Here is a 26,076-nt window from a genome sequence, read left to right as displayed (position 1 = left end):
CATCGCCCTCATTCCCCGGTCAGGCCGATTTGAACCGGGCCATCAACTCGGCGCGGTTGGGATCGGTCAGTGTGACAGCAGCCCCGAATTCCAGCGCATTGAGCGCCTCTGCTGCCGGGTAGAGGATCGGATCGTTCAGCAGCTCTTCGGGCAAGAGCGCATTGGTGCGCGCATCCGCCACCGGATAGCCATGCGCCAGCGCCTCCCGCGCGTTGACCTCGGGGGCGAGCAGATAGTTGATCAGCGCATAGGCCGCCTCGCGGTGTGGTGCGCCGACCGGAATGGCATAGTAATCCGACCAGATTTCGCCCCCCTCCTTGCCCAAGGCAAAGGCGATTTCAGGCAGATCGGTGTTGAGCTGCTTGCCATCCCCCGTCCAGCACATCGTGACCCACGCATCGCCATTGCGCATCGCGGGCTGATAATCCGAAGAAATCGCAAAGAGATGCGGCTTGACCTCGATCAGCAGCTTTTCGGCCTCTGCCAATTCTGCCGGATCGACCGAGTTGAAGCTGTAGCCGAAATAGGCCAGCGCATTGCCGATGGTGGTCAGCTGATAGTCATGCACCATGACGCGCCCATCGAACTGATCCTTGGCCCCGTCGAAAAAGGTCTTCCAGCTATCAACCACGCCGCCGGTCTTGGCGGTATTCGAGGCGATCCCCGTGGTGCCCCAGTTCTTCGGCACGGCATAGACCTTGCCGTCAATCGTGCCCGCATCGGCAAAGCGCGAGTCAAACGCGGCGGGATCATAATTGGGCAGTTTCGAGAGATCCAAAGGCTCGATCAGGCCGGCCTCTACATAGGTTGAAATCGCGTAGTTGGTCGGCACGAACACATCCCAACCCGAGCCGCCCGCCTGGATCTTGGCCAGCATTTCCTCATTCGAACCAAACACGTTCACCTGAGAGAAAACGCCGGTCTCAGAGGCGAAGAGATCAAAGTTTGCCGCATCGTGATAATTGGGCCAGGTCGCCAGCACCACCCGGTCGCCCAGATCCTGCGCCATGGCACGCCCCGGCAAAAGGCCCGGCAAGGCGCCCCCCAACACCGCCATCGCAGTTCCAAGGCCCGTGGTGCCCAGAAACTGCCGCCGGCTGATCGAGCCCTTTTCATAGCGGCGCAGTTCTTCGATGAATTTCTTGCGCGAAATCGTCGTGTTATCCTGTGTCATCGTTTCGTTTCCCTTGTTGAACTTGGTGCAGTTGTCATCCGTCACTCTTCGGCAGCCAGAACCAGACCCGTGCCCGCCGTCCAGAGGATGTGGACTTCATCGCCCACCCCCTGCCCGCCCAAGGCTCTTTCGGCCTGTCGCGGAACATTGACCTGAAGCGGGCCGATGCCATCGGCCTGCAGCAGATATTCGGTATGATCGCCCAGAAAGGTGCGGTGTGTGATCCGCGCCCGCAGCGCCGCATCCTCGCCCGAGGCATCGCCTGTCACGCCAAGGCGCAGCGCCTCGGGGCGCACCGCAATGTCCACATGGCGGCGCGCATCCCCCGCCGCCTCGGGCACCATGACCTGCGCGCCCCCCGCCAGGGCGATCCGCGCCAGACCTGCCTGCCGCGATAGAACCTCGCCGCTTATGATATTCGCCTTGCCCACGAAATCCGCCACATAGCGATTGCGGGGCCGATCATAGAGATCCTGCGGCGTGCCCACCTGCACGATCCGCCCTGCGCCCATGATGCAGATCCGGTCCGACATCGACAGCGCCTCTTCCTGATCATGCGTGACCAGAACAAAGGTAATGCCAAGGCTGCGTTGCAGATCGAGCAACTCGCGCTGCATCTCGCCACGCAACTTGGCATCGAGCGCTGCCATCGGCTCATCGAGCAACAAGAGCTTGGGTTCGTTGATGATCGCGCGCGCCAGCGCCACGCGCTGCTGTTGCCCGCCCGACAATTCCCATGTCCGCCGCGCGCCAAACGCCTCAAGCCGCACCTTGGCCAGGGCGGCATCCACCCGCGCGGCAATCTCGGATTTCGCCAGTTTGGTCCGCACCTGCCGCAACCCATAGCCGATGTTCTGCGCCACGGTCATATGCGGGAAAAGCGCGTAGTGCTGAAACACCATGTTCACCGGACGGGCGTAGGCGGGCACGCGGCTGACATCCTGACCGTCGATCCGCACCATGCCGTCGCTTGGGTTTTCGAACCCGGCCAGCATCCGCAGCGCCGTGGTCTTGCCACAGCCAGAGGGGCCAAGAAAGGACAGGAACTCGCCGCGCCGAATGCGCAGGTTGATCCGATCCGCCGCCAGCACCGCGCCAAATCGCTTGGTAGCCCCGACAAACTCGGCGACGCAATCCGCCTCCGCAGGGTGGCCCTGTGCGTTTTGCGTTCCCTGTTCCCGGCTCGCGCCCATCCTGATCCCCGCCTCGGCATTCGCATCCAGCATGCCGGTCCTCTCGTGTTGCCGCGCCTCTGCGCCTATGCCATATATTCTTAAAACGGTAAGAAAATCGCGGACAGTTGTATATATCATAAAGAGCATAGATGACGACAAAAACGCAGATGACAGATTGGTTCGAAACCAGTGCGCGCGCGGTCTCTGCGCTTGGCACAGCCGATCTTGCCCCGGCCCTCACCACGGCGCTGCGCAGCATCGTGCCCTATGAATTCACCGTGATCTTTGCCTATTACCGCGACCACAAACCGCTTGATTTGTATGATGATTTTCCCGCCGCCAAGCGCAAGGTGATGGTCGATGACTATCAGGAAGGGCCCTATCTTCTTGATCCCTTCTATCTTAATGCGGCCTCCCCCACGACACCGCGCCTGGCACGGCTGCGCGATCTGGCTCCCGATCGTTTCTACCAGGCGGAATATTTTCGCAATTATTACATCCAGACCGGACTTGCCGAAGAAATAGGCTTTATCGTCGAGATCGGCGACGGGGTCAGCGTGGTGATTTCCGCCATGCGTGAACACAAGGCCTTTTCGGCCCGCGAGTTCCGCGATCTGGAAGCGGCCTTTCCCTTTGTCGCGGCCATCGCCCAGAAACAATGGGGCGGGCTGATCTCTCAATTCTCGGCCCGTCCCCAAACCGACGGCCCCCGCCTGCCGCAACTGATCGAGGACGCGTTCCAAAGCCTTGGGCGCAACCTCCTGACCCCGCGCGAGGCAGAAGTGGTCGAATATGTGCTCAAGGGTCATTCCGCCGATGCCACCGGCCGCGCCTTGGGCATTTCACCGGGCACCGTGCGCATCCACCGCCGCAATATCTACGCCAAACTGCGCGTGAGCTCGCAAGGAGAGCTGTTTTCCAGCTTTATTGCCGCCTTGTCCGAACTCGCCTGAATACAAGGTGCAGTGCTGCTCGAATTGGACTGGCAGATGTTCTCAGAGTGGCGCTTGCTGCAAACCGCTTTATCGGCAATGTGATCCGAAATGGCACCGGGAGACAGACATGCGGATTGCGCGGCTAGAGACGTTTTGTAACGAATTTGTAGGTTTCGTGCGCGTGACCACGGATAGCGGCGATCAGGGCTGGGGACAGGTTTCGACCTATAACGCCGATATCACCTGCACGATCTTTCACCGCCAGATTGCGCCACATGCGCTTGGCACGGATGCGCTCGATTTTGCGGATACCCTCAATCTCATTTACGAGCGCGAGTTGAAATACCCCGGCAGCTATCTGCGCCGCGCCATGACCGGGCTTGATACCGCGCTCTGGGACATGCGCGGCAAGCTTGAGGGCAAGCCGGTCGCAGCCCTCTTGGGCGGCACGCCGGGACGGGTGCGCGCCTATGCCAGTTCGATGCGCCGCGACATCACCCCCGAGGATGAGGCCGCCCGCTTTTGCCGCCTGCGCGACGACAAGGGGTTCACCGCGTTCAAATGGCGCGTAGGGGCCGAGGCGGGGCGCGACCACGACGAATGGCCGGGCCGCACCGAGGCGGTGGTGCCCACCGTGTCGCGCGCTCTGGGCGAGGGCATCGACAAGCTGGTGGATGGCAATTCCTGCTTTTCCCCCGCCCGCGCCATCGAGGTGGGCAAGCTGCTGCAGGATCATGGCATCGGCCATTTCGAGGAACCCTGCCCCTATTGGGAGTATGACCAGACTGCTGCCGTGCGATCCGCCCTCTTGCTCGACGTCGCAGGCGGCGAACAGGATTGCGAATACTCAAGTTGGCAATTGATGCTGGATCGGAACGCCGTGGATATCGTGCAGCCCGATGTCATGTATATGGGCGGCATGCATCGCACCCTGCATGTCTGCCGTATGGCCGCGCAGGCGGGCCTGCCCGTGACCCCACATGCCGCAAATCTGTCGCTTGTGACGATGTGCACGATGCACCTCTTGCGCGCGATTCCGAATGCCGGGAAATACCTCGAATTCTCGATCGAGGGACCGGACTATTACCCGTGGCAAGAGGGGCTGTTTCTGGGCGACCCCTACCGGATCGACGACGGTCATGCGACCGTCACAGACGCCCCCGGCTGGGGGGTCGAAATATCTCCGGCATGGCTCGAGGCCGCAACTTATCAGGTCTCCGAAAGATAGACGCACCCTTGGTCACAGAAGTAACAGGCGTCCACCGCCCTGATTACAGCAATTGGCTTGTCGAGCTTTACTCAATGCGCCATCGTTCCTGACCAGTTTTTCGGTGTTGGCCATGAAACGTGTGGGGCCATGACGCACAAATGCGCAGGCTCAACACTCTGGAAACATCCCCATCCACCTGAAGCAGAGAGGGATGTGGCCCGGCTCACATAGCCGGGCCTGCCAGGGGGAGTCCTGCGTTACCAGGAATTATACCCCAGGAACTTGCCCGACATCTCGACCTTGACACGGTCGCCCTTGGGGTTGGCCACGCGGGTGATCTTCATGTCGAAATCAATCGCCGACATGATGCCATCGCCGAACTCTTCCTGAATGAGCGCCTTGATCGTCGGGCCGTATACGCCGACAATTTCATAGAGACGGTAGATGCAGGGATCGGTCGGAACGGCCTGTTCCCAGATCTTGGTGGGATATTCTTCCAGCACCGAAACCGCCTCCTCCGGCAGATCGAGCAGTGCGACAAGCGCCTCGGCCTTGGCCTTGGGCATCGCGTTCATGCCCATGCAGGCCGAGTGGGTCCAGACCGGCGACATGCCGATGCCCTCTGCGATCTCTTCCCACTTCATCCCGGTCCGTTTCTTTGCGATCAGGATCAGGGTGGTCACATCCTCCTTGGTCATCAATGCGGGCATGTGCAGATTGTCTTTCATGGGGTCCTCCATTCCTTTGGTCTCGGGTGAAAATCGCTATCACAGGTTCACGGCGCGTAGCCGCCGGGCCTCGCCGGTTTCGTCTTCGGGCGCGGTGCGGTCGATCCGCACGGTTTCGGGGGTCTGGGCCGCCCCATCGGATGCCCGTCCCGCCAACTCCTTGGACCGCTTGCCAAGGAACTGCACCAGATGGTTGCGGATCGGGTAATAGTTGGGATGCTCGACGATCTCGGTCCGGTTACGTGGGCGCGGGATCGTGATCTCGACCGATTCCGCCACACGGGCAAAGGGGCCATTGGTCATGAGCAGAATACGGTCCGCCAGCAGGATCGCCTCGTCGATGTCATGGGTAATCATGAACACCGTCTGCCCGGTGCCGCCCCAGATCTTGACCAATTCGTCCTGAATCGTGCCCCGCGTCAGCGCGTCCAGCGCGCCAAACGGTTCATCCAGAAGCAAGAGCTTGGGATGATTGGCAAAGGCGCGGGCAATCGACACCCGTTGCCGCATGCCGCCCGACAATTGGCTGGGCTTGCGGTGGATCACGTCCCCCTCCAGCCCCACCATCGCCAGATATTCGCGGGAATGATCCAGCACCTTGGCCTTGGACCAGTCAGGATGCCGCGCGGCCACCCCAAAGCTCACGTTCTTCAGCGTGCTGAGCCAAGGCAGCAGGGAATAGTTCTGGAACACCACCCCCCGGTCCAGGCTTGGTCCCGAGACTTCGAACCCATCCATCTTGACCACGCCGCTGGTCGGCTCTGCGAGGCCCGCGAGAATGTTCATGATGGTGGATTTCCCACAGCCCGAATGCCCGAGGATGCAGACGAATTCGCCCTTCTCCACCCCGAATGTGGCGTTCTCGAACACGGTCATCGTGCCGCCTTGACCATCCGGGTAACACTGGGTCAGGTTCTCGATCGAAAGAAACGGTTTGCTCATCTCACGGCTCCTTATTCCGCATAGGCCACGGCGCGCTGGAGCGTGGCAAAGGCCGCATCCAGCATCATGCCGACGATGCCGATCATCAGGATCGAAAAGATGACCGAAGTCAGATCGAGGTTGTTCCACTCGTTCCAGACGTAATAGCCAATACCCGTCCCCCCCACGAGCATCTCGGCGGCGACGATCACCAGCCACGCGATGCCAATGGATATCCGCATGCCGGTCACGATGGTCGGTGCTGCGGCAGGCAGGATGACCGTGAACGCGGTCTTCAACGGCCCAAGCTCATGCGTCCGCGCCACATTCACCCAATCCTTCCGCACGCCTGCCACGCCAAACGCCGTGTTGATCAGCATCGGCCAGATCGAGCAGATGAAGATCACGAAAATGGCGCTTACCTCGCTGTCTTGAATGATGAACAGCGCAAGCGGCATCCACGCGAGCGGCGAGATCGGGCGCAACACCTGAATGAACGGGTTGAGCGCCTTGTAGGCGACCGGCGACATGCCGATCAGGAACCCGAAAGGGATCGCCACGAGCGCCGCCATCAGGTATCCCGACAACACCCGGTAGATCGAATAGCCGATCTGGATCCCGATCCCCTTGTCATTGGGTCCGGCGTCGTAGAACGGATTGCTCAACTCTTCCCAGGCCTTGGCCAGCACCTGTGACGGGGGCGGCACACCTGCCTTTTGCGCCCCCCCGCCGGTCAGCCGCTCGTATTCCGTCAACTCTCCCACGGCTTTTTGCGCCGGAATGGACAGCTCCCAGATGAGAAGCCCGACAATGAGCATCACCACGGACAGCAGCAGGGCTCGTTGGTTCAGCGACAGAGTGGACATCGCTCAGCCCTTCCCGATGGCAAAACTTTTGACATAGGCCTCGGGCTCTGCCGGATCGAATGTCTTGCCCATGATCGTGTGCGACTTGTAGGTGATGTCGGGCGCGTCATAGCCCAGATCGTTCATCACCTTCTTGGCATCGGCAGCAAGATAGACCTGTTCGGCCACAGCCTTGTAATCAATGTCATTCTCTATGTAGCCCCAGCGCTTCATCTGGGTCAGGATCCAAACGCCCATCGAATGCCAGGGGAAAGGATCGAAATCGATGCGGTTCGGCACCTGCTGCACCGCGCCCAGACCATCGGCATAGGTGCCGGTGAGCACCTGCTGGATCACCTCGACCGGTTGGTTGAGGTAATTCGTGGGGGCAATGGCCTCGGAGATTTCCACACGATTGTCAGGGTTTGACGCATATTGCGTGGCGTCGATGATCGCCTTGAGCAGCGCGCCATAGGTGTTGGGCATGTCCGTGGCAAAACTGAGCGGCGCGGCAAAGGCGCAGCAGGGGTGCCCCTCCCAAATCTCCTTGGTCAGGATATGGATAAAGCCGATACCCTCCCAAACCGCGCGCTGATTGAACGGGTCCGGCGAGAGATAGCCATCAAGATTGCCCGCGCGCAGGTTCGCCACCATCTCGGGCGGCGGCACAACGCGAATCTGAATGTCGACATCGGGATCAAGCCCGTGTTCGGCCACGTAATAGCGCAGCAGGAAGTTGTGCATCGAATATTCGAACGGCACCCCAAAGGTGAAACCCTTCCACTGCTTGGGGTCGCGCTTGTCCAGATGCTCGTTCGACAGCACAATGGCCTGTCCGTTGATGTTCTCGACGGCCGGCATGATATAGGGCACGGCGGTCGAGCCCGCGCCAAGCGTCATGGCCAAGGGCATCGGCGTCAGCATATGGCTTGCGTCATATTCCCCTGAGAGCGACTTGTCCCGCGCCACGGCCCAACCGGCGGTCTTGATGACGCTGGCGTTCAATCCGTAGCGTTCGTAAAATCCCATCGGTTGCGCCATGATGATCGGCGTGGCGCAGGTGATCGGGACAAAGCCGATGTTGAGATCGGTTTTCTCCGGCGCGCCGAGATTGTCCAGAATCGCCGCTTTGGCCGCATCGAGCGGGAACACCGACGCAAGCGCCGCCGCCACCGCGCCGCCGCCCATCATCCCCATGAACGACCGCCGCCCGATATCGCTGTGACCGAACACCGACCGCACCACGGCGCTCTCGACCGCGCGCTCCAGCATCGCCTCAGAGGACATGACCGGCGCGGCAGAGGCATGCGATGCGCTCTTGCAGGTGTCGCACCCGCAAGACGCCCCGTGCCGCAGATCATTCTTTTCCGAAAATGGGTCGCCAAGGCTTTTGATGGTCATGTCGCGTCCTTTCGCTCAGATGTCGTTTGATCCATGATCCGACGAAGTGACCCGGCGCAAAAGGGGTGTGCCTATTTTTTAATCACGCCATATTTATTATTTATTTCAATATATTAACCGCATCATACCGCAGCATTTTGTTACGGAATTTCGTAATTTACGAGATTTCGTATTGCGACGCCGCGCTGCAGCGGTGTTTGCTGACACCATGCGTGAAATATCGACAACCCCCGATTCCCTGCTTGATGCGCTGGCCGAGGCGGCGCTGGTGATCGACCTTGTCGCCGACCGCATCGTCGCGGCCAATCCTCGCGCCCGCAAGCTGCTGGATCTGGGGTCTGTGCCCGGAACGACCTTTTCGCCACTGGTCGGGGCCAGCCTGCCCAGCTTTATCGTGTTGGTGGATGAAATCGCCCATCGGGGCGAGGCCTGGAGCCGCGACATCACCCTCTCCACGACCAAGGGCACGCCCCTGCGCGTGGAAATCCGGGGCAGGCTGGTCAGTGATGGGCCTTCGCTTCTGGCCCTGACACTGCTCGATCTCGAGGAAATGGAGCGGCACGACCGCATCGCGCAGGCCGCCGAACTGCACCGCTCGGGGCTGCTCGAATGGCGGCGCGCGCAGGAGTTCTTTTCCGAACTCGAACGTCAGAACCAGTTGATCCTGAATGCCGCCGGCGAAGGGATCTATGGCGTCAATGCCGATGGCAAGACCACCTTTCTCAACCGCGCCGCGCAGGAAATGCTGGGATGGACCGCCGAAGACCTTTTGGGCCACGACATTCACTCCGTGATCCACCACCACCATCTCAACGGCGACGTGTATCACGCCCATGATTGCCCGATCTATCAGTCCTTCCGCTTTGAAGAGGTCAACCGCATCGAAGACGAGGTGTTCTGGCGCAAGGATGGCAAACCGATCCGTGTCGAATATGTCTCGACCCCGATCTACGATCAGAATGTCCTAGCCGGGGCCGTCGTGATCTTTCGCGACATCACCGAACGCAAGGAAAATGAACGCAAGCTGCGCGAGGCGATGGCAGAGGTTGCCGCCCTGCGCGACCGGCTGGAACAGGAAAACGCCTACCTGCAAGAGGCGATCACGACCGAACGCGCGCATCACAACATCATCGGCGCGTCGCCTGCGGTCCGCCAGATCGTGCAACGGATTGACCTTGTGGCGCGCACGGATGCCACCGTGTTCATCAGTGGCGAGACCGGGACCGGCAAATCGCTCGTCGCCACCGCCATTCACAAGGCGAGCCCCCGCGCGCGCCGCCCCCTCATCCACTTCAAATGCGGCTCCGTCGCGCCCGAAGAAGTGGAAGCCGAATTATGGGGTCAGGTGCGCGGTGCCCCCAACGGCGCCACGCGCGACAAGCCCGGCAAACTCGAACTCGCGCATAGTGGCACGCTGTTCCTCGATGATGTCGAAGAGCTACCCTTCGAAATACAGGGCAAACTCTTGGCCGCCTTGCAAAACAGCAGCGTGACCCGTTTGGGCGATACCCGCGCAAAACCGCTTGATATCCGCGTGATCGCATCGACCACGCTGTCGGACAAGCAGGCGCGCCGCTCTCATCGCATCCGCGAAGACCTGTATCTGTTTCTCAGTGTTTTTCCCATCACCTGCCAGCCGCTCCGTGACCGGCAAGAGGATATTCCCCTTCTGGCGGCCCATCTGCTCAAGATCGCCTGCCGGAGGCTCAACCGCCCGGAGCCTGTCTTGACCGAAGGGGTGGTGCAGCAATTGCAATCCTACGACTGGCCCGGCAATGTGCGCGAGCTTCACAACGTGATGGAGCGCGCCGCGATTGTGTCTCAGGATCGCAAGCTGGTGGTCGAACTGGGCGGGCTCGGGCCGCAGGCCGAAACAGGCCGCTCGTTTCGCACCGAGGCGCAGATGCAGGACCTCATTCGCACAAACCTGATCGCTGCCCTGCGCGAAACGCGCGGTCGCATTGCTGGCCCCACCGGGGCGGCCGCTCTGCTCGGCGTCAAACCCACAACGCTCTATTCCCGCATCGGCAGCCTGAATATAGTCGAGGCGGACTGGACCTAAGCGCGCAGATCGAAACCATTCAGGACAAAGCGTTCGGCGTCCCGAGCTGAACGCGCGTCCAACGCTATGCGGGTGACAAGGTTGAAGCACAGGCCCAAAGGCTGTTGCCTGCTCCCTCATGCCTTCTGTCAGCGAACAATCCGACAGGCGGGGCGCGGCCCGACCGCGCAGGTGGCTTAGCGTCGTTTTCCGCGATTTGCGCTTCGCAAATCAGCAAATGGACAGCTCCGCCCGGGCGCATGATCGTTCCAGCCGAAAGGACCGACGACCATGCCCGACACGAAAACAGCGCCCCGTGCCCGTTCTGGCGGACGTAGCGCCCGGCGCACGCTGCGCAGCGCGCCCAATGTCCAGATGCTGCCCGGTCTGACAGGACAGCTCCCGCTCTGCGAGGTGATGAACGGCGCACAGGTCGAACGGATCGACCTTGCTTCGATGGATGTTCTTGAAAATGTCGGCGTGCAATTCCGCGACCCCATCGCGCTTGAGGATTGGCGCCGCGCAGGGGCAAAGGTTGTGGGCGAAATGGTCTATCCCGACCGTGGGTTGATCCGCGATCTGATTGCCACGATCCCGTCGGATTTCACCTATTCGGCCCGCGATCCGGGCAAGAATGTCCGCCTTGGCGGACGGCATTCTATCTTTGTGCCCATGACCGGCGCGCCCTATTTGCGCGACCTCGACGATGTGCGCCGCAACCCGACGCTGGCCGATCTCGCGATGTTCCACAAACTGAGCCACATGATGCCCGCGCTCCATTCCAGCGCGCATCACATCGTCGAGCCCTACGATCACCCGATCAGCCAACGGCATCTGCGGATCACCTATTCTTCGATGAAATACTCGGACAAGACCTTCATGGGCATGACCACGAGCCCCAAGAATGCCGAGGACGTGATGGAAATGTGCGCCATCCTGTTTGGCGCAGAGTTCATGGAGCAGAATCCGGTCACGACCGGCAACTGCAACGGCAACTCGCCTCTGGTCTGGGATGAAACCATGCTGGGCGCGATGCGGGCCTTTTGCCGTCGGAATCAGCCGGTGCTCTGCTCCCCTTTCGTGCTGGGCGGGGCCAATACCCCAGCAAGCGTGCCCGCCACCGTAGCACAGCTCAATGCCGAGGCGCTGAGCGCATTGGCCTATACACAGATCATCCGCCGTGGATGCCCCGCGATCTATGGGCATTACCTCTCAACGGTGTCGATGAAATCCGGCGCGCCGATGGCAGGCACGCCAGAGATTTCCCTGATGAATTTCATGATCGGCCAGATGGCGCGGTTCTATGGTGTCCCGTGGCGCACCTCGAACACTCTGGGCGGCGCCAAGATACTGGACGCGCAGGCAGGCTACGAATCCGCGACGACTCTCTCGGCGGTCATCCATGCCGGGGCCAATTACATCTGGCACTCGGCGGGCTGGAACGAGGCAGGAATGCATTGCTCTGTGGCGAAATTCGTCGTCGATGCCGAGCAATGCGCCATGGCCTATCGCATGGCCGAAGGGCCGCAATGGGGTGATTTCGAGCAGGCGCTGGCAGCGATCCCCGATGTCGGGCCGGGCGGGCATTATCTGGGCCATCCGCATACGCAGGAGAATTTCCAAACGGCCTTCTTCATGCCCGAACTCTTTGACAACAACGCGATCGAACAATGGGTGGCGGACGGGTCCAAGGATACGACCGAACGCGCGCTCCTTCATGCGCGCCGGATGTTGGACGCCTATGTGGAGCCGCGGCTGGATGCTGGCGTGGATGAGGCTTTGCGCGATTACATCGCCCGGCGCGAACGCGAAATTCCACCGGCAGACGCGCTCAACCAGGAGTACTGAGCGGATCGTCCCCGTCCGCAAGGCATGGTCCTGCCAAGGCCTTGTTGGCACTCTTCCTCATTCCTCGCGCGCGCGCCATTCCTTGTAGCGCAGCACCGCGTTTGCCCCGATCTGCTGCAAGGGTTGTGGTGGCAGGCGACGCGGAGGGGCCTCGGCACTGAAATGGCGGGTGATTTCGCTTGTGATCCCACAGGCCAATTCTGCGGCACCGATGCCGGTCAGCGTGCCGCGCGCGGTGCCGAGACCGTTTTGAACGCATCCGGAATAGAGCCCGTCATCCAGCTTGCGCATGACAGCCACGCCATTGAGCGTGAGGCAGAGATGCCCGGCCCAGGCGTATTGCATGCGCATCCCCTTGAGCTGGGGAAAGCGGGCCTCGAATTTCTGCTGCATGACGCGCGCGGCGCGCGCAACATGGCCGGGGCCCACCTTGCGGCCCGGTGCCAGCGTGGCGCAGGTGCGCGTAATGATCCGGTTGCCGCCCTGTGCGCTGTCGATCCGGCGCAGGGTCGTGCCCATCGGGTCAGCCGGCGTGATACCCCAACGGTTGGCCCCGCCCAGGCGGGCGAGCATGTCGGCGTCCAGTTCCGGGGTCATGACCGCGTAGAGGAAAAGCTGCATGAGCCGCCCCCGCTCAAACCCAAAGCTTTCGAGATGGCCATTGACCGTCAGGATCACGCACCCGGCGCTGATCTGACCTGTCGCGGTAGAAACGGTCCAGTCGCTGCCGTCGCGCCTCAGCGCGGTGACGGCGCTGTTTTCGTGGAGCGTGACACCCTCTCGCACCAACCCCGCCGCAAGCCCCCGGATATACCCCGCAGGCTGGAGCATGACAGTCCCCGGCGTATAAAGGCCCGATTTGTAATGCGCCGACCCGGTCAGATCGTGCATGGCGCGGGCATCCAGCATCTCGCAGGGCTCGCCCAAAGAGGCCAGATGCGCGGCATAGCTCTCGTTATGCGCATGCGCCGTATCGCTGGCGGCCCCGTTGATCTTGCCCGCTGGGTCAAAGAACCCTTGGTCGATGCCGTAGTCCTGGACGGCCTCGGCCGCAAAGGCGATTGCCCTACGGTTGAGCGCGATCATCGCCCGGTCATCGCCCGCGCCTGCGTAATCCTCTGATGTCAGATCATGCGGCAGGTCGATCATGAAGCCCGAGTTGCGCCCGGCCGAGCCCTCGGCGACGCGCCCGGCCTCCAGCACGACGACCGAGGCGCGCGGGTCGATCTGACGCAGACGGCGCGCAGCAGACAACCCGGCAAAGCCCGCGCCCACGATCACCACATCGGCGCGGTGCGTGCCGGTGAGCGGCGCGTATGCCGGGGCTGGCCCAAGGATCGCATTCCAGGCCGCCGGCCCCGGCAGGGCCGGCAGGTCTTGTACCCGCAGGCTGTTCACTCCACCGCCTCATCCGCATCGTCGCTGAGATCAACCCAGATGGTCTTTAACTGGGTATATTGGTCATGGGCGTGAATGCCGTTGTCGCGCCCGCCAAAGCCGCTGGCCTTGAACCCGCCAAACGGGGTCGAAATGTCGCCCTCACCAAAGCTGTTGACCGTGACCGTCCCCGCCCGGAGCGCCCGCGCGCCCCGGAGCGCCCGCTTGATGTTGGCCGTAAAGATCGAGGCGGCGAGCCCGTATTCGGTGCTGTTGGCCAGGGCGATTGCCTCGTCGAAACTGTCCACCGTCAGAACCGACAGGACCGGGCCAAAGATTTCCTCGCGCGCCTGAGGCGCATCTGCCGCGACCTCAAGAATGGTCGGCGCGACGAATCCGTCCTGTGCCATACCGCCCAAGAGGATCGTCGCGCCATCGTTCAGATAGCCGCAGACCTTGTCGAAATGCGTCTTGGAAACCAAGGCGCCCACCCGGTTGACCGGATCCAGCGGATCACCCATCGGCCATTCGCGGGCATGGGCGATGATCCGTTCCAGAAGCGCCGCCTTGCCCCCCCGCTGCACGATAAGACGTGACGAGGCAGAGCAGTTTTCGCCCATGTTCCAGAACGCCCCGTTGACGATATGTGCCGCCACCCGGTCCAGGTTTTCGGCATCATCGAGCACGACGGCAGGATTCTTGCCGCCCATTTCCAGCGTCACTTCCTTGAGATTGCTCTCTGCCGCGTATCGCAGAAAGCGCCGCCCCGTCTCGGTCGAACCCGTAAAGCTGATGGCGTCCACATCCATGTGACGGCCCAAGGGTTCGCCCACATCCGGCCCCGACCCCGGCAGAACGTTGAACACGCCCGCAGGCACGCCGGCCTCCATCGCCAGTTCCGCCACGCGCAGCGCGGTGAGTGATGTTTCCTCGGCCGGCTTCACGATAACCGAACAGCCCGCCGCAAGTGCGGGGCCGATTTTCCACGCCAGCATCAACAGCGGAAAATTCCACGGCAGAACGAGGCCGACAACACCCACGGGTTCGCGCAGCACCATCGCAATGTGATTGTCCGAGGCGGGGGCCACCTGATCATAGATCTTGTCGATCAGTTCCGCATGCCAGGTCAGGCAATGGATCGTTTCGGGCAGGTCCACCGTTTCGCAATCATAGATCGTCTTGCCACTTTCCAGGCTCTCCAACACCGCCAGTTCGCGGGCGTTGCGCTTGATCAGCTTGGCGAGGCGGATCAGCACGGCCTTGCGGTCGCCCGGATGCAGACGTGACCAGCGCCCATCCTCGAAGGCATCTCGTGCCTTGGCAACGGCGAAATCCACGTCCCTTGAATCGCAGGCGGCAATCTCGGCCAGCGTGTCGCCGGTGGCAGGATTGAGACTGGCAAAGGTCCGGCCGGATGCGGCGGGCCGGAAGCGACCGTCGATAAAGGCCTGCGTAGGAAAGCTGAGCCCCGCCGCGATGGCCTTGTATTCCTCGGTTGTCAAAAGATCGCTCATGCTGCTGCCTCCACCTGATGTCCGGCCTCGATCTCGGCCACGGTGCGCTTGAGCACCCGCACCACCTGCTCCAACTGCCGCTTGTCGTCCTTGTTCAGCGGCTTGAGCGGCGGGCGCGGCGGCCCGGCATAGTGGCCCATCATCTCGCAGCCATGTTTGACGCATTGGATGAACTTGCCGCCCTGTTCCAGCACCCGCATCAGCGGCATCATCGCCGACATGATCCTGCGGCCTCTGTCGAAATCGCCATCGACCGCGCAGGCACGCCAGAGCGCGATATGTTCGGCGGGCAGGAAATTCGAGCCCGCGCAAACCCAAGAGCGCGCGCCCCATGCAAAGAATTCAAGCGCCTGGTCGTCCATGCCGCAGGACATCTGGATATGCGGATAGTCGCGCGCCAGCAGGTGCACGCGATTGATGTCTCCAGAGCTTTCCTTGATGGCACAGAAATTACGGCTGCGCCCTACGCGGTCGAGGAATTCCTCGCCCATGTCGATACCCATGCGGCCAGGATAATTATAGAGCATGATCGGCAGGTCAGCGGCGCGGTCAATGGCGAGCGCGTTCAAGGCGTTCTCGCGTTCGGTCGGCACCGCGTAGGGGGGCGACCCGACGAGCAGGGCGGCCGCCCCGATCTTGGCCGCATGTTCCGCCATGGCAATGGAATCGGGCAGGCGGATTGCCACAGTGCCGACGATCAGCGGCAGACGGTCGCCGATGACCTCCTTGACGAAACTGGCCATCTCCAGCCGCTCCTCAAGGCTCTGCGCGTAATATTCGCCGGTCGAGCCGCCATTGATCAACCCGTGCACGCCCGCACCGATCAGATACTCGATCTGCGCCGCTAGCGCGTCGCGGTCAATGCGGCCATCCTCAAAATGGGGCGTGATGACCGGGGTGTAAATGCCGTCGAATTTCATGACGTTCCTTTCTTGCCCATATCGCCCGGCGCGCGGCCAAGCGGTATCTGCATTCCGGCAGGGGTTGCGAATGTTTCGATTTCAGCGCGCGACAGCTCCCAATGGTCCAGCGCAAGCTGTGCGGCTCCGTCGGCATCACCCTGCTCGATCAGCCGGATGAACTGGTCATGGTGATCTGCCGCGATATTGCGCTGCGCCGCCAATGACTGATTGCGCGGGTTGTAAAAGGACATGCCGATCCGCGTGTGGTCGATCAGCAGGCGTCGCAGACTGGGGGTGAGGAATTCGTTGTCGGCCATCTCGCCGATGATCGCGTGAAAGCGTTGATTCATCAGCGCGCGTTCGGCTGTATCGCCCTCGCGAATTGCCTTGCGAAAGAGGGTCTGGGCATCCTTGAGACGCATGATCTGCGCCGGGGTCGCGTGCTCGGCGGCCAAACGCGACACGGCCGCATAGAGCATCGGCGCCACCATGAAGAAATTGCGCAGGGTCTTGTGCGTCATCGGCGCCACCTGCGCGCCCCGGTTCTGATGCAGAACAACATAGCCCTCGCCGGCCAGCTGGTTCAGCACCTCCCGCAGCGGCGGACGCGAAATGCCATAGGTCTCCGCCATCTCGGCCTCGTCCAGATAACTGCCCGGCTCGAATTCCTGCGTCAAAACACGCCGCCGCATGTCCTCGACGCAACGCGCCTTTCGGCTGATTGATCCTTCGCCCACGCGCCATCCTCCATGATGCCCAACCTTTGCGACTTCTCAGGTCGGGGTTCAGAGGCGCTGTATAGATCAGTATAATACATATTGTCTACAATAAAAATCTGCGCGATCATGCGGCAAGGGTGCTCCTCACGATTTGGATCGCGGCAAAAGAACATCGTAAATTGCGCGGTCGGGTTGGGGCGCTCTCTGTGGCTTGCGGACCATTGACGCGTGAACGACAGTCACCGCATCGGCACGCGGTGCCGCCAGCCGGGGCAAAGCTCGGCCTTGGTGATCGTTCCTCTCTGGCATGGCCCAATCCACGCCTCGCTCACGTGCCGCTGTATGCTTTCCCATCCTGCCACGGCGAGCCTCGCGGCAACATGGCGGGGGATCACCGACGAAGCACCTAAGACGACGCAGCCTTGGCTTTCCGGTGCGTTGCCGCTTTCGCGCGGTTTCCGCAGATGCTCATGCTGCACCAGCGCCGCTTGCGGTTCTTGCTGACATCCAGAAAGTACATCGTGCACGTTGGCCCTTCACAGTTTCTGACGCAGGAAAAATCGGCTTCGCACATCAACTTGGCACAAGCCGCTGCAACACGAACCAGCAGATCGCGCGGAGTGCGCAGGTCGATCTGCGTTCTAAGGGCGTGGGTCGGGGCGGCCCCCGTATCGCCCACACGATCCTGCGCGGTCTCCACGATCTGCATCGTTAATGTGCCGCCCAGCAGAATCGCGTTGATCTCTCTCACCAACTGATCGCTAACCGGTGGGTTCGTCTTTCCAGCAGCCTCTTCGATGAAATCGCGAAACACATCTCGGAAAGCATGAATATCCTGCAGAGCTTTTGCCATCTCTGCGGGATCCGCTTCGTCGCGCAGGCGCGCCAACTCGCTCTTTTCACACAGCCCGGATTGCTCGAACCAATCCAGTAAACTGGTGTTGGTTTCCAGCCAATCTATCACCAGGCCCTTTGGGGCAGCTATCGAATTCAGGAAATCAAGGGCTGGGCTGTCTCCAATGAGCATTGGGGCAGGCCGCTCGGTCTCTGGTGCCATTTGGCCTCATCGCCTTGTTGGTGCGGGGTAGCCCCACACGATAACCCCTAAAGCATCCGATTGAAAGTTATTTTCGACCAGCAGTCGTTCACAATAAAGTAACTTTCTTAAACGCATTTTGCAGGTTATCACCAAGAAACCATTGAACGTATAATTTGACGGTTACTATGAGGAACGCCGCATGAAATTCCCAACCCAGCACGCCGCAGCAATTGCTGCGGTATTGCTCAGCCCTGCCGCTTGGGCAGAGTCTCAGAACGAAAGCCTGACGGCCTACCACACCCTGGAGGTCGTAGGCGTTTCCATCTTCTACCGCGAGGCAGGCCGGAAAGATGCGCCAACACTTCTGTTGCTGCATGGCTTTCCCTCGTCATCCCATATGTTTCGCGACCTGATCCCGAAACTTGCAGAAACCTACCATGTCATTGCGCCGGACTACCCGGGCTTCGGGCAGTCCTCTGCGCCGGATGCGGCGGCCTATGACTATGATTTTGCAACCCTTGCGCAGACCATCGACGCCTTTACTCAAGAAATCGGGCTGGCCGCCTACACCTTGTATATGCAGGACAATGGCGGGCCTGTTGGCCTGCGCCTTGCCGTGGAACACCCGGACCGGGCGGAAGGGTCGATCTTTCAGAACGCCACCATCCACGCCGAAGGGTGGAATCCCGACATTGTCGCACAGTTCGCGCCTTTCTGGTTGGAACGCACCGCCGAAACGGAGAAACCCCTGCGCGCCTTGCTGAAGGCCGAGGTCACGCAGTGGCAATACGTCCAAGGTTCAAGTCGCTCGGATCGTCTGAGCCCGGATGCCTGGACCCACGACCAAGCGGGCTTGAACCGCCCTGGCAACGCTGAAATCCAGCTGGAATACTTGTGGAACTATCAAGACAACGTCGCGCGCTACCCCTCATGGCAGGCCTATTTGGCACGTGCCCAGCCGGACACTTTGGTGGTCTGGGGCAAGAATGATCCGTTCTTCACCCTCGATGCCGTGTCCGCGCTGCAAGCGCTTTTGCCCGATGCCGATGTGAAGCTCTTTGATGCGGGTCATTTTGCGCTGGAAACGCATGTCGCCGAGATCAGCGATGAAATCCTGCAATTCATGGCGCGCTAGGCTGCGCACCCCCAACAAACGGAAAGAGAGACGAGAATGACGAAAATCCTGCACATTGTTGCGTCGCCACGGGGCGAAAACTCGCAGTCCTCAAAACTGGCACAGGCCTATCTTGCGGCACGCAAGGCCCATCAACCCGACGTCGAAATAGATGTCATTGATCTTTGGCACGCAGACCTGCCCGAATTCGACGGCGACAAGGCCGCGGCCAAGATGACATTCTTTGGCGTGGGCGAAATGGACGAAGGCGGCCAATCGGCCTGGGACCAGATCGTCGCGATCACCCGGCGTTTTACCGATGCGGACGAATACGTTTTCTCCGTCCCGATGTGGAACTGCGGCGTCCCCTACAAACTGAAACACTACATCGACCTCATCACCCAACCGGGATTGCTGTTTGGCTTTGACCCAGAGGCCGGATACAGCGGATTGCTGGAAAACAAAGTGGCCCGAGTATTCTACAGCGCGGGCGTCTACGCCCCCGGCGCACCGGCCAAATACGGGGCGGATTTCCACGCGTCCTACCTGTCCTGGTGGCTGAAATTCGTCGGTGTATCCGAAATCTCGGACGTCCGGTTCCAACCCTCGCTTCTGACCGCAGACCCCGACGGCGACCAGAAAGCCGCCGTGCAACGCTCTGTTGCGCTGGCGCATTAACTGCACCTCAAACCCAAGGAGTTTATCATGAAACATGCACTCAAGAATGCAACTGCGGCTCTGACCACTGTTGCTGCCATCGCCATCGGCGCCCTGAGCGCCGGAAGTGTTCAGGCGGACGAAAACACCAGCCGTGCCTACGACGAGATCGAGTTCATCGAAGGCGCACCAGGTGTCCACTTTGGCCTACTCTGGGGCGATTGGAATACCGGTCCGTTCACCATGATCGTTCGGATTGAAGGCGGGGCCAAAGCCCCCGACCATTACCACGATGCCAACTATGATGCGGTCGCGATACAGGGCTCTTGGGTTCATACCTACACCGACGGGGTTGAGCATGTGGTCACTCCGGGCTCCTACGCCCGCCAGCCCGCGCTTGAAGTCCACGGTGATCGCTGCCGTGGTCCCGAAGACTGCATAATTCTGGTGCAAATGGACGGCCCCAACACATTCGTCGTGGCGCAATAGCATTTGGATACCGAACACTCCGAGGGCCGGACGCGCCGTCGGAGTGTTCAAGACATCTGGGCCAACACCTGATGGACCAGTGACGGGACGGTAGAGGCGAACTGCGGGTTCGAGCGCATGATCGCAACCGAGCGCTGCGCGGCTTCAAGCGTCGCCACATCCTGACCGATTTCAAGCGGAGACTTCTGCCCCGCTTGATCGCTGTCCAGTTGCGCCGCCCCCTTTGCAATGCGCCCCATCTGCAACGCGGGCGTGATGCGGTTTTCACAACGGCACGGGGCTGATCGGGATTGCAGGCTGCAATTTGATTGCAGAAAGCCGCTGACCGTCAATCGGGCGCGCCGCACTCTCTGGCGGTAGGTGCCTGCCGGAATCTCCAGGATCTCACTGGCCTCCGTATCGGTCATCTCGAAGATGTCCCCAAGAATATAGGCCATGCGCAGAGGCCGTGACAGGCACACCAACATGGCCAATGTGCAGCCCACTTTCACCTCCTTCAACGCCAGTTGATGTTCGATCTCCGTCAGTTCGAGATGCGAGGGCTCCCTCTGACCGCGGTTCAGGTCCTCGGCGAAGTCTTCAAAGCTCAGGCGCATCCTCTCGACCCGCCCCAGCCGTGCGGTGTGGGACAGATGGCGGGTCGCCACGCGAAAGGCCCACGCCCCGGCAAGATCTGTGTCACGCACTTCCCCCAGATGGGTGATGATCTTGATCAGAATTTCCTGCGTGGCGTCCTCTGCGTCCTCCCGATGGGCGAGCATCCGCATCGCGAGGTTAAAGACAGGACCTTTCGCAGCGTTCACAAGTGCTTCCAGCGCCGCGCGACTTCCCTGTCGCGCGGCCTCCACTTGCACAGGATCAAAACGGATCATGCAGCAAGAATTCCTTTCAGGTTTTCCAACTCGGTTGCCAGGATGACCTTCTGCGCTTCCAGAGCGCCTTCCAGAGCCTCGAGCGGAACCGGAGGTGCCATCAGCACGAAAGAATAGATGGATTCATCCGCCCCATTCGGGGTGATCCGCGAATAGGCCGTGGCCACGGCCCCGTCAGGAAAGGTCATCAGCCAATCGACACTGCCCGCCTCTCGCGAGGTCACAGTCTGCAACGCGATTGAAACGTCACCATTCGGTGTCACCAGATTAGCGGAATTGGCATCGGCCCGCGAAAACGCGTTGGTCCATTTCGGCAGGTTGGCGGGCTGCGAAATATAGTCGAACGCCGTCTCTGCAGAGACTGTAAGGCCGATGGATTGCACGTCGAAGTTTTTCATTTCTGTCTCCAAGCTTCCTGCCGCGAAAGTGCGGCAGATACCTATGAAGAGGTCTCGACGCGCCAGAGTGTTACATAGTGATCCACTTTTTTATTGTCACCAAATCTGGCAACAAGCGATCCATCAGCGGCAGGGTCATGCTGCCCGGCTCCGGCCAATTCTGCGCCGCAAACGGTCAAGGGCAATCTTTGCCCTCCGGCTGGGCCAAAAAACTGATACGTGGACACCATTCAGACCGACAAGGGAACTGATTGATGACTGAGCACAACATCATGTCACGGCTGGAAAAATCCATGATAGCGGCCTTCCTGTCTGGCCAAACCTCGCGGGTTTTCTGGATCAACGGCTGCCAACAGGCGCAAACCATCACCAGGATGGACATTTCCGCGCCGATGCTCATGTTCCCAATTATCGGGCAAAAGAGGATCATCGCAGATCGTCAAACCTATGGCACACAGGCCGGAGAGGTTCTTTTGCTCCCCAAGGGGATACGATGTGACGTCGAGAACATTCCCGAAGCAGGGCAAAGCCGGTTTCTGGGGGCGTCCCTCGTCTTTGACCGGCAGACCTTGGGCTTGTTCGACAAGGCGTATTCAGACAGGTTGAAGGACTGGGACTTGACGCCAAAGTGGAAGGCCGTCGGGTCAAACGAGGTTTATTCCTTGATCGCAGACTGGATCACCCACGACCAGAATTACCCCGCGGACCTGACCCAAGCCCGCCACAGGTTGGTCGAGATTCTCCTCATCCTGGCGCGGCAAGGTTTGGCTGGAAACCTGCTGTCGTCCCACAGTGAAACCCTGTCCGAACGGATCACCTCTCACTTCAAGACAGATCTTTCACGCGATTGGTCGGTCAAGGATCTGACCAAGACACTTGCCATGAGCGAGCGGACTTTGCGCCGTCGCCTGCAATCCGAAAGGACAGGCTTTCGAGAGCTGCTCGAGGATACGCGCCTGAACCAAGGGGTGGAACGTGTCATTTCTTCCGACATGCCAATTGGACAGATCGCCTTTGAATGCGGCTACCAATCGCAATCGAGGTTCGCAGAGCGGTTTCGGCTCCGGTTTTCCATGAGCCCGACCGAGCTGCGCGCAACGCAGAAACGGCCGATCGCAGACCTTGTATCACTGGACCGGCACCGCGCGCGCAATTGACCGTTTCAAGCGCAGGCTTGACCATCCGCAGCGCGAAAACCGACCGCACATAGCCCATGTCTTTTCCAGCGTTTCAGGAAAGGAAAGCTATGACTCTCTCACTCAAACCTCTGTTGCTCGCGGGCGCACTGGCCGCGACGCTGCCGGCCCTGGCGATGGCCGATGCCACCATTTCTTTACCGGACGCGGGCTTCGCCCCCGAGGGCATTTCGCATGACACCTCCGGCAACCTTTATGTCGGCAGTTTGACACAAGGCCGCATTGCAAAGATCTCCCTCAAAACGGGCGAGATCACGGAATTTGCACCCGCTGGCGCGAACGGTTTGGTGACCGTGGTCGGGGTGCATGTCGAGGGGGATCAAACCTTTGCCTGTTCGTCCGATCCGGGCATCGGCGCCCTGACAGGCACGTCGGCTCCTGCGCTCGTCGCCTTCGACACTGATACCGGCGCCCCCTCCGGCCGCTACCCGCTGCCGGAGGGCGGCATGTTCTGCAACGATATCGCGGCACTTCCCGATGGCACCATCTTGGTCACGGATAGCTTCGTTCCCCGCATCTACGCCCTGAAGCCCGGCGCAGATCAGCTTGAGGTTTGGCTCGACGATAGCCGCTTTGCGGGCGAGGGGTTCAATCTGAATGGTATCGCCTATGACGACGGGGCCGTTTTTGTCGCGCGCTACAACACCGGCACGCTGCATCAGATCGACCTTGGCTCTCATGGCGAGGCCGGAACGATCACGGATCTGAAAATGTCGGCAGAGATCCACGGCGCCGACGGCTTGACGGCCCTGGGCGGGCGCAGGTTCCTCATCGTCGAAGGGGGCGGATTGCACGCAGGCGCGCGCGGTGCGCTTTTGGGGGCAACCGTTTCCGAAGGTGCGGTCAATCTTAGCACCATCGCGGACGACCTGAACGTGCCCACCACGGCAACCGTGATTGGCAAGACGGCTTACGTCGTCGAAGGCCAGCTTGATCATCTGTTCGACCCGAGCGCCGGCCCCGCCGACCCATACCGTATCCTTGCGATCGAACTGCCTGAAACGTTTCAATAATCACGAAAGGAAAACAGCCATGACCGCACATGTCATCGTCATCGCGAAACCCGACCCTGGCAAAGCCGAAGGGGCGAAAAGATACGCCGAGTCGGTTCAGCCCTTGCTGAAGGCCGCAGGCGTGGCACCCAAGCTCAAGGGGCCCATTGTCGAGACCTTGGCGGGCAAGAGCAGCCCCGCCACGGCGTTGGTTCTTGAATTTCCGGATCATGCCGCCGCCAAAGCGTTCTTTGAGCAAGAGGCGTATCAAGACCTGATTCCTCTGCGCGATGATAGCTTTCTGCATATGGAAATTCACATTCTGGGGCCAAGCGCCTGAATACGGACCTGGCGCAGCGCAAGCTGCGCCAATCTCCGGCGATCAGACATTGCCCCCTCCTCACACGGACTTGACGCGGGTGTGGTGAGAATCTGCTTTCAATTAATAAGAGACTGGTCTAATTTTATTTGAACACAACTGGAGGGATCCAAGATGGCACGCCCCAGAGATCAGAACACACATATGTCGCACCGCGAAAAACTTCTGGATGTGGGCGAACGCGCCTTTCGCACGACCAGTTTTTCCGAAAGCGGGATCAACGAAATCCTCTCGGAATCAGGTGTTCCGAAAGGCTCGTTCTATCACCACTTCCCCTCCAAAGAGGCCTTTGGGATCGCGGTGGCCGATCGCTACAACGAACAACAGATCGAGGCGGCCAGACTCTGTCTCGAGGATCCGTCGCTTCCGCATATCGACCGCTTGCGCCGCTTCTTCGAACAAGCCCGCAGCGAAATGGCCAGCCGCAAATTCCAGCAGGGATGCCTGATGTGCAATCTCGCGACGGAACTCGCCGATGAACGGCCCGCGTTTCAGGCCGCACTCGATGCGCATTGGTCGGGCATGACCGCCGTGCTGGCTGAGTGTTTGGAGAATATCGACCTGTCCGACATCGGCTTGCAGCATCTCACCCCGGCGCAGGCTGCCGACTGGCTTATGAACGCCTGGAGCGGCGCACTCACACGCATGAAGGTCCGCGGAAATGACGAACCGCTCGCGCTCTTCATGCAAACAGTTTTCAAAACAAAGGAACGACACCAGTGACATCTTCAAACACAATCCTCATCACCGGCGCCAGCCGCGGCATCGGTCTGCTCGCGGCCAAAACTCTCGCCTCGCGCGGGCATACCGTGTACGCGGGAATGCGCGACGTGACTGAGCGCAACAAAGACGCCGCAGCGGAACTTGCGGCTTTTGCCCAAGGGCGGATCATACCGATCGAACTCGATGTCACCGATGAGACCGCTTGCACGACCGCAGTTGCGACCATCGAAGCACAGGCTCCGATCGACGTCCTGATCAATAACGCCGGCGTCATGCCCGTAGGCCTGACAGAGGCCTTCACGATGCAGCAAGCCAAAGATCTGTTCGATGTGAACGTCTACGGCATCATGCGGATGACCCGCGCCGTTCTAGGGCATATGCGCTCCAGAAAGTCGGGGCTGATCATCAGCCTGAGCTCCGCGGCAGGGCGCTTTGGGATGCCTTACTTCGGGCTCTACTGCGCCAGCAAATGGGCGATGGAAGCCTATTGTGAATCGCTCCACTATGAACTGGAACCCTTCGGCATCGAGTCGATCCTGGTCGAGCCGAGCGGCCATGGCACCGATCTGGTCACAACGGCCCCCGCCCCCGCCGACACGGCGCGTGTTCATGACTATGGGGATCTTGCGCTAGGCCGTGACCGCCTGCTGGGGATGTTCCAGGGCATGTTCGATCAGGGGGATGCGAGCACGGATGCCGGCAATGTCGCAACCCAGATCGCGAACCTTGTAGACATGAGCGCGCCGCGCCCGATCCGTACCCAAGTCGGGCAAGACATGGGCGTATCTGCCGTCAACGCGGCCGTATTGCCCATTCAAGCCCAGCTCATCCAGGGTCTGAAACCTGTGTATACGGGAGGCATGTAAATGGCCGACAGCCAACCCAAACTGTTCCTGTTTGCCGTGATCCAGGTAAAACCCGAATATTTCAGCGCGGCCAAGGCCGCGCTGGATGAGATCATCCAACCTACTCTGGAAGAACCGGGTTGCCACGTCTTTTCGGCATTCGTCAGCAAGGATCGCAGCAACACGCTGCATCTGTTTGAATGTTTCGAAAATGAGGACGCGCTGAACGCCCATTACGCGCAGGACTACACGACAAGCGTTTTCAAGAAATACGAGACATGGCTCAGCGCCCCAGTCGAAGTGACCAAGATGCACGCAAGCTCTCAGGTGAGTTGGGGCCAGTTTCATTCATGACGCAGCACTGATCTCAAGCGAAGATCCGGTCTCAAGTAAGATCTGCATGGACCACCCGTGGCATCTCAAACCACGGGTGGTCATTCGCGCTCATAGCAAATACCACGCCCCCTGTTACTTCCACCGTGCTTCCTTGGGTGGCGGAAACGCGATCACCGCCCCGTGGGCGGCATTCTAGTGTTTGATATGTTTTTTGTGGATTTTGGTTGCGGGAGTAGGATTTGAACC

At 60.5% G+C, this 26,076-nt stretch carries 27 protein-coding genes; 13 read left to right on the top strand and 14 right to left on the bottom strand.

Going from position 1 to position 26,076, the window contains the following annotated elements; translation table 11 throughout:
- Positions 1-19: 19 nt before the first annotated feature.
- The gene (locus MVC20_RS03615; protein WP_297538542.1) at positions 20-1,174 is read right to left on the bottom strand and encodes an extracellular solute-binding protein; all 1,155 of its coding nucleotides are present in this window, start codon (positions 1,172-1,174) and stop codon (positions 20-22) included.
- 41 nt (positions 1,175-1,215) lie between these two features.
- Complete coding sequence (locus MVC20_RS03610) at positions 1,216-2,400, bottom strand: ABC transporter ATP-binding protein (protein ID WP_297538540.1); 1,185 nt, start codon at positions 2,398-2,400, stop codon at positions 1,216-1,218.
- 98 nt (positions 2,401-2,498) lie between these two features.
- Here MVC20_RS03610 and MVC20_RS03605 point away from each other — a divergent pair, with 98 nt between their 5' ends.
- A complete protein-coding gene (locus MVC20_RS03605) occupies positions 2,499-3,302 on the top strand; it encodes a helix-turn-helix transcriptional regulator (RefSeq protein WP_297538538.1) in 804 nt (267 codons plus the stop codon).
- 109 nt (positions 3,303-3,411) lie between these two features.
- Positions 3,412-4,512 (top strand): mandelate racemase/muconate lactonizing enzyme family protein, encoded by a 1,101-nt coding sequence (locus MVC20_RS03600; protein ID WP_297538537.1) that lies wholly within the window; start codon positions 3,412-3,414, stop codon positions 4,510-4,512.
- Positions 4,513-4,751: 239 nt separating this feature from the next.
- Here MVC20_RS03600 and cynS read toward each other — a convergent pair whose 3' ends face one another.
- Genes cynS through MVC20_RS03580 form a run of 4 tightly spaced genes read right to left on the bottom strand, consistent with a single transcriptional unit; the run spans position 4,752 to position 8,389 of the window.
- Positions 4,752-5,234: a cyanase gene (gene cynS / locus MVC20_RS03595; protein ID WP_363320686.1), complete on the bottom strand. Its 483-nt coding sequence runs from the start codon at positions 5,232-5,234 to the stop codon at positions 4,752-4,754.
- Positions 5,235-5,261: 27 nt separating this feature from the next.
- Positions 5,262-6,164, bottom strand: coding sequence for an ABC transporter ATP-binding protein (locus tag MVC20_RS03590; RefSeq protein ID WP_297538534.1), 903 nt, complete (start codon positions 6,162-6,164; stop codon positions 5,262-5,264).
- 11 nt (positions 6,165-6,175) lie between these two features.
- Positions 6,176-7,009 (bottom strand): nitrate ABC transporter permease, encoded by an 834-nt coding sequence (gene ntrB, locus MVC20_RS03585; RefSeq protein ID WP_297538532.1) that lies wholly within the window; start codon positions 7,007-7,009, stop codon positions 6,176-6,178.
- 3 nt (positions 7,010-7,012) lie between these two features.
- Positions 7,013-8,389 carry a CmpA/NrtA family ABC transporter substrate-binding protein gene (locus MVC20_RS03580; RefSeq protein WP_297538530.1) on the bottom strand — a complete coding sequence of 459 codons (1,377 nt, stop codon included), beginning with the start codon at positions 8,387-8,389 and terminating at the stop codon, positions 7,013-7,015.
- A 208-nt stretch (positions 8,390-8,597) separates the two neighbouring features.
- On the opposite strand from MVC20_RS03580, the gene MVC20_RS03575 reads away from it, so the two are divergent.
- Both MVC20_RS03575 and MVC20_RS03570 read left to right on the top strand, forming a co-directional pair.
- On the top strand, positions 8,598-10,451 hold the full coding sequence (locus tag MVC20_RS03575; protein WP_297538528.1) for a sigma 54-interacting transcriptional regulator: 1,854 nt from the start codon (positions 8,598-8,600) through the stop codon (positions 10,449-10,451).
- 270 nt (positions 10,452-10,721) lie between these two features.
- A complete protein-coding gene (locus tag MVC20_RS03570; RefSeq protein WP_297538526.1) occupies positions 10,722-12,278 on the top strand; it encodes a trimethylamine methyltransferase family protein in 1,557 nt (518 codons plus the stop codon).
- A 57-nt stretch (positions 12,279-12,335) separates the two neighbouring features.
- Here the strand turns inward: MVC20_RS03570 and MVC20_RS03565 are convergent, their stop codons facing one another.
- From MVC20_RS03565 to MVC20_RS03545, 5 genes are all read right to left on the bottom strand, one after another.
- Entirely contained in the window at positions 12,336-13,676 is a 1,341-nt protein-coding gene (locus tag MVC20_RS03565) for an FAD-binding oxidoreductase (protein ID WP_297538524.1), read from the bottom strand.
- Positions 13,673-15,169, bottom strand: a complete 1,497-nt coding sequence (locus MVC20_RS03560) for an aldehyde dehydrogenase (RefSeq protein ID WP_297538522.1) — start codon at positions 15,167-15,169, stop codon at positions 13,673-13,675. Before MVC20_RS03560 ends, MVC20_RS03565 begins: the two co-directional genes overlap by 4 nt.
- Entirely contained in the window at positions 15,166-16,089 is a 924-nt protein-coding gene (locus tag MVC20_RS03555) for a dihydrodipicolinate synthase family protein (RefSeq protein ID WP_297538520.1), read from the bottom strand. Before MVC20_RS03555 ends, MVC20_RS03560 begins: the two co-directional genes overlap by 4 nt.
- Complete coding sequence (locus MVC20_RS03550) at positions 16,086-16,808, bottom strand: GntR family transcriptional regulator (protein ID WP_297538518.1); 723 nt, start codon at positions 16,806-16,808, stop codon at positions 16,086-16,088. Before MVC20_RS03550 ends, MVC20_RS03555 begins: the two co-directional genes overlap by 4 nt.
- A gap of 388 nt (positions 16,809-17,196) precedes the next feature.
- A complete protein-coding gene (locus MVC20_RS03545; RefSeq protein WP_297538516.1) occupies positions 17,197-17,847 on the bottom strand; it encodes a CGNR zinc finger domain-containing protein in 651 nt (216 codons plus the stop codon).
- A gap of 181 nt (positions 17,848-18,028) precedes the next feature.
- Between MVC20_RS03545 and MVC20_RS03540 the strand changes: the two genes are divergently transcribed.
- From MVC20_RS03540 to MVC20_RS03530, 3 genes are read left to right on the top strand one after another with little or no spacing between them, the layout of a single operon-like run.
- Entirely contained in the window at positions 18,029-18,964 is a 936-nt protein-coding gene (locus MVC20_RS03540; RefSeq protein WP_297538514.1) for an alpha/beta hydrolase, read from the top strand.
- 36 nt (positions 18,965-19,000) lie between these two features.
- The gene (locus MVC20_RS03535) at positions 19,001-19,621 is read left to right on the top strand and encodes an NAD(P)H-dependent oxidoreductase (protein ID WP_297538512.1); all 621 of its coding nucleotides are present in this window, start codon (positions 19,001-19,003) and stop codon (positions 19,619-19,621) included.
- 27 nt (positions 19,622-19,648) lie between these two features.
- Positions 19,649-20,089, top strand: coding sequence for a cupin domain-containing protein (locus MVC20_RS03530; RefSeq protein ID WP_297538510.1), 441 nt, complete (start codon positions 19,649-19,651; stop codon positions 20,087-20,089).
- Positions 20,090-20,136: 47 nt separating this feature from the next.
- On the opposite strand, the gene MVC20_RS03525 is transcribed toward MVC20_RS03530, so the two are convergent.
- Both MVC20_RS03525 and MVC20_RS03520 read right to left on the bottom strand, forming a co-directional pair.
- Positions 20,137-20,961, bottom strand: a complete 825-nt coding sequence (locus MVC20_RS03525) for an RNA polymerase sigma factor (RefSeq protein WP_297538508.1) — start codon at positions 20,959-20,961, stop codon at positions 20,137-20,139.
- Complete coding sequence (locus tag MVC20_RS03520; protein WP_297538506.1) at positions 20,958-21,359, bottom strand: SRPBCC family protein; 402 nt, start codon at positions 21,357-21,359, stop codon at positions 20,958-20,960. Before MVC20_RS03520 ends, MVC20_RS03525 begins: the two co-directional genes overlap by 4 nt.
- A gap of 254 nt (positions 21,360-21,613) precedes the next feature.
- Between MVC20_RS03520 and MVC20_RS03515 the strand changes: the two genes are divergently transcribed.
- From MVC20_RS03515 to MVC20_RS03490, 6 genes are all read left to right on the top strand, one after another.
- Positions 21,614-22,516: a helix-turn-helix transcriptional regulator gene (locus MVC20_RS03515; protein ID WP_297538505.1), complete on the top strand. Its 903-nt coding sequence runs from the start codon at positions 21,614-21,616 to the stop codon at positions 22,514-22,516.
- Positions 22,517-22,572: 56 nt separating this feature from the next.
- A complete protein-coding gene (locus MVC20_RS03510; protein WP_297538503.1) occupies positions 22,573-23,568 on the top strand; it encodes a hypothetical protein in 996 nt (331 codons plus the stop codon).
- 19 nt (positions 23,569-23,587) lie between these two features.
- On the top strand, positions 23,588-23,887 hold the full coding sequence (locus MVC20_RS03505; protein WP_297538502.1) for a DUF1330 domain-containing protein: 300 nt from the start codon (positions 23,588-23,590) through the stop codon (positions 23,885-23,887).
- A 153-nt stretch (positions 23,888-24,040) separates the two neighbouring features.
- Positions 24,041-24,649, top strand: coding sequence for a TetR/AcrR family transcriptional regulator (locus MVC20_RS03500; RefSeq protein WP_297538500.1), 609 nt, complete (start codon positions 24,041-24,043; stop codon positions 24,647-24,649).
- Positions 24,646-25,515, top strand: a complete 870-nt coding sequence (locus MVC20_RS03495) for an SDR family oxidoreductase (RefSeq protein WP_297538498.1) — start codon at positions 24,646-24,648, stop codon at positions 25,513-25,515. Before MVC20_RS03500 ends, MVC20_RS03495 begins: the two co-directional genes overlap by 4 nt.
- Positions 25,516-25,848: a putative quinol monooxygenase gene (locus tag MVC20_RS03490; protein WP_297538496.1), complete on the top strand. Its 333-nt coding sequence runs from the start codon at positions 25,516-25,518 to the stop codon at positions 25,846-25,848. It begins immediately after the preceding gene.
- 31 nt (positions 25,849-25,879) lie between these two features.
- On the opposite strand, the gene MVC20_RS03485 is transcribed toward MVC20_RS03490, so the two are convergent.
- Positions 25,880-26,076, bottom strand: a 197-nt coding sequence (locus MVC20_RS03485) for a hypothetical protein (protein WP_297538494.1), incomplete at its 5' end; no start/stop codon positions are given.

This window comes from Roseovarius sp., from assembly GCF_027019125.1.
Lineage (GTDB): Bacteria > Pseudomonadota > Alphaproteobacteria > Rhodobacterales > Rhodobacteraceae > Roseovarius.
The sequence above is the reverse complement of the archived record's forward strand: the minus strand, read 5'-3'. Positions and strand labels throughout refer to the sequence as shown.

Excerpts from the sequence above, each read along its gene's own strand:
- MVC20_RS03530 (WP_297538510.1), top strand. The coding sequence starts at position 19,649 with ATGAAACATGCACTCAAGAATGCAACTGCGGCTCTGACCACTGTTGCT.
- MVC20_RS03505 (WP_297538502.1), top strand. The coding sequence starts at position 23,588 with ATGACCGCACATGTCATCGTCATCGCGAAACCCGACCCTGGCAAAGCC.
- MVC20_RS03525 (WP_297538508.1), bottom strand. The coding sequence starts at position 20,961 with ATGATCCGTTTTGATCCTGTGCAAGTGGAGGCCGCGCGACAGGGAAGT.
- MVC20_RS03580 (WP_297538530.1), bottom strand. The coding sequence starts at position 8,389 with ATGACCATCAAAAGCCTTGGCGACCCATTTTCGGAAAAGAATGATCTG.
- MVC20_RS03610 (WP_297538540.1), bottom strand. The coding sequence starts at position 2,400 with ATGCTGGATGCGAATGCCGAGGCGGGGATCAGGATGGGCGCGAGCCGG.
- MVC20_RS03570 (WP_297538526.1), top strand. The coding sequence starts at position 10,722 with ATGCCCGACACGAAAACAGCGCCCCGTGCCCGTTCTGGCGGACGTAGC.
- MVC20_RS03500 (WP_297538500.1), top strand. The coding sequence starts at position 24,041 with ATGGCACGCCCCAGAGATCAGAACACACATATGTCGCACCGCGAAAAA.
- cynS (WP_363320686.1), bottom strand. The coding sequence starts at position 5,234 with ATGGAGGACCCCATGAAAGACAATCTGCACATGCCCGCATTGATGACC.
- ntrB (WP_297538532.1), bottom strand. The coding sequence starts at position 7,009 with ATGTCCACTCTGTCGCTGAACCAACGAGCCCTGCTGCTGTCCGTGGTG.
- MVC20_RS03600 (WP_297538537.1), top strand. The coding sequence starts at position 3,412 with ATGCGGATTGCGCGGCTAGAGACGTTTTGTAACGAATTTGTAGGTTTC.
- MVC20_RS03605 (WP_297538538.1), top strand. The coding sequence starts at position 2,499 with ATGACGACAAAAACGCAGATGACAGATTGGTTCGAAACCAGTGCGCGC.
- MVC20_RS03590 (WP_297538534.1), bottom strand. The coding sequence starts at position 6,164 with ATGAGCAAACCGTTTCTTTCGATCGAGAACCTGACCCAGTGTTACCCG.
- MVC20_RS03535 (WP_297538512.1), top strand. The coding sequence starts at position 19,001 with ATGACGAAAATCCTGCACATTGTTGCGTCGCCACGGGGCGAAAACTCG.
- MVC20_RS03515 (WP_297538505.1), top strand. The coding sequence starts at position 21,614 with ATGACTGAGCACAACATCATGTCACGGCTGGAAAAATCCATGATAGCG.
- MVC20_RS03490 (WP_297538496.1), top strand. The coding sequence starts at position 25,516 with ATGGCCGACAGCCAACCCAAACTGTTCCTGTTTGCCGTGATCCAGGTA.
- MVC20_RS03560 (WP_297538522.1), bottom strand. The coding sequence starts at position 15,169 with ATGAGCGATCTTTTGACAACCGAGGAATACAAGGCCATCGCGGCGGGG.
- MVC20_RS03510 (WP_297538503.1), top strand. The coding sequence starts at position 22,573 with ATGTCTTTTCCAGCGTTTCAGGAAAGGAAAGCTATGACTCTCTCACTC.
- MVC20_RS03540 (WP_297538514.1), top strand. The coding sequence starts at position 18,029 with ATGAAATTCCCAACCCAGCACGCCGCAGCAATTGCTGCGGTATTGCTC.
- MVC20_RS03575 (WP_297538528.1), top strand. The coding sequence starts at position 8,598 with ATGCGTGAAATATCGACAACCCCCGATTCCCTGCTTGATGCGCTGGCC.
- MVC20_RS03545 (WP_297538516.1), bottom strand. The coding sequence starts at position 17,847 with ATGGCACCAGAGACCGAGCGGCCTGCCCCAATGCTCATTGGAGACAGC.
- MVC20_RS03615 (WP_297538542.1), bottom strand. The coding sequence starts at position 1,174 with ATGACACAGGATAACACGACGATTTCGCGCAAGAAATTCATCGAAGAA.
- MVC20_RS03520 (WP_297538506.1), bottom strand. The coding sequence starts at position 21,359 with ATGAAAAACTTCGACGTGCAATCCATCGGCCTTACAGTCTCTGCAGAG.
- MVC20_RS03555 (WP_297538520.1), bottom strand. The coding sequence starts at position 16,089 with ATGAAATTCGACGGCATTTACACCCCGGTCATCACGCCCCATTTTGAG.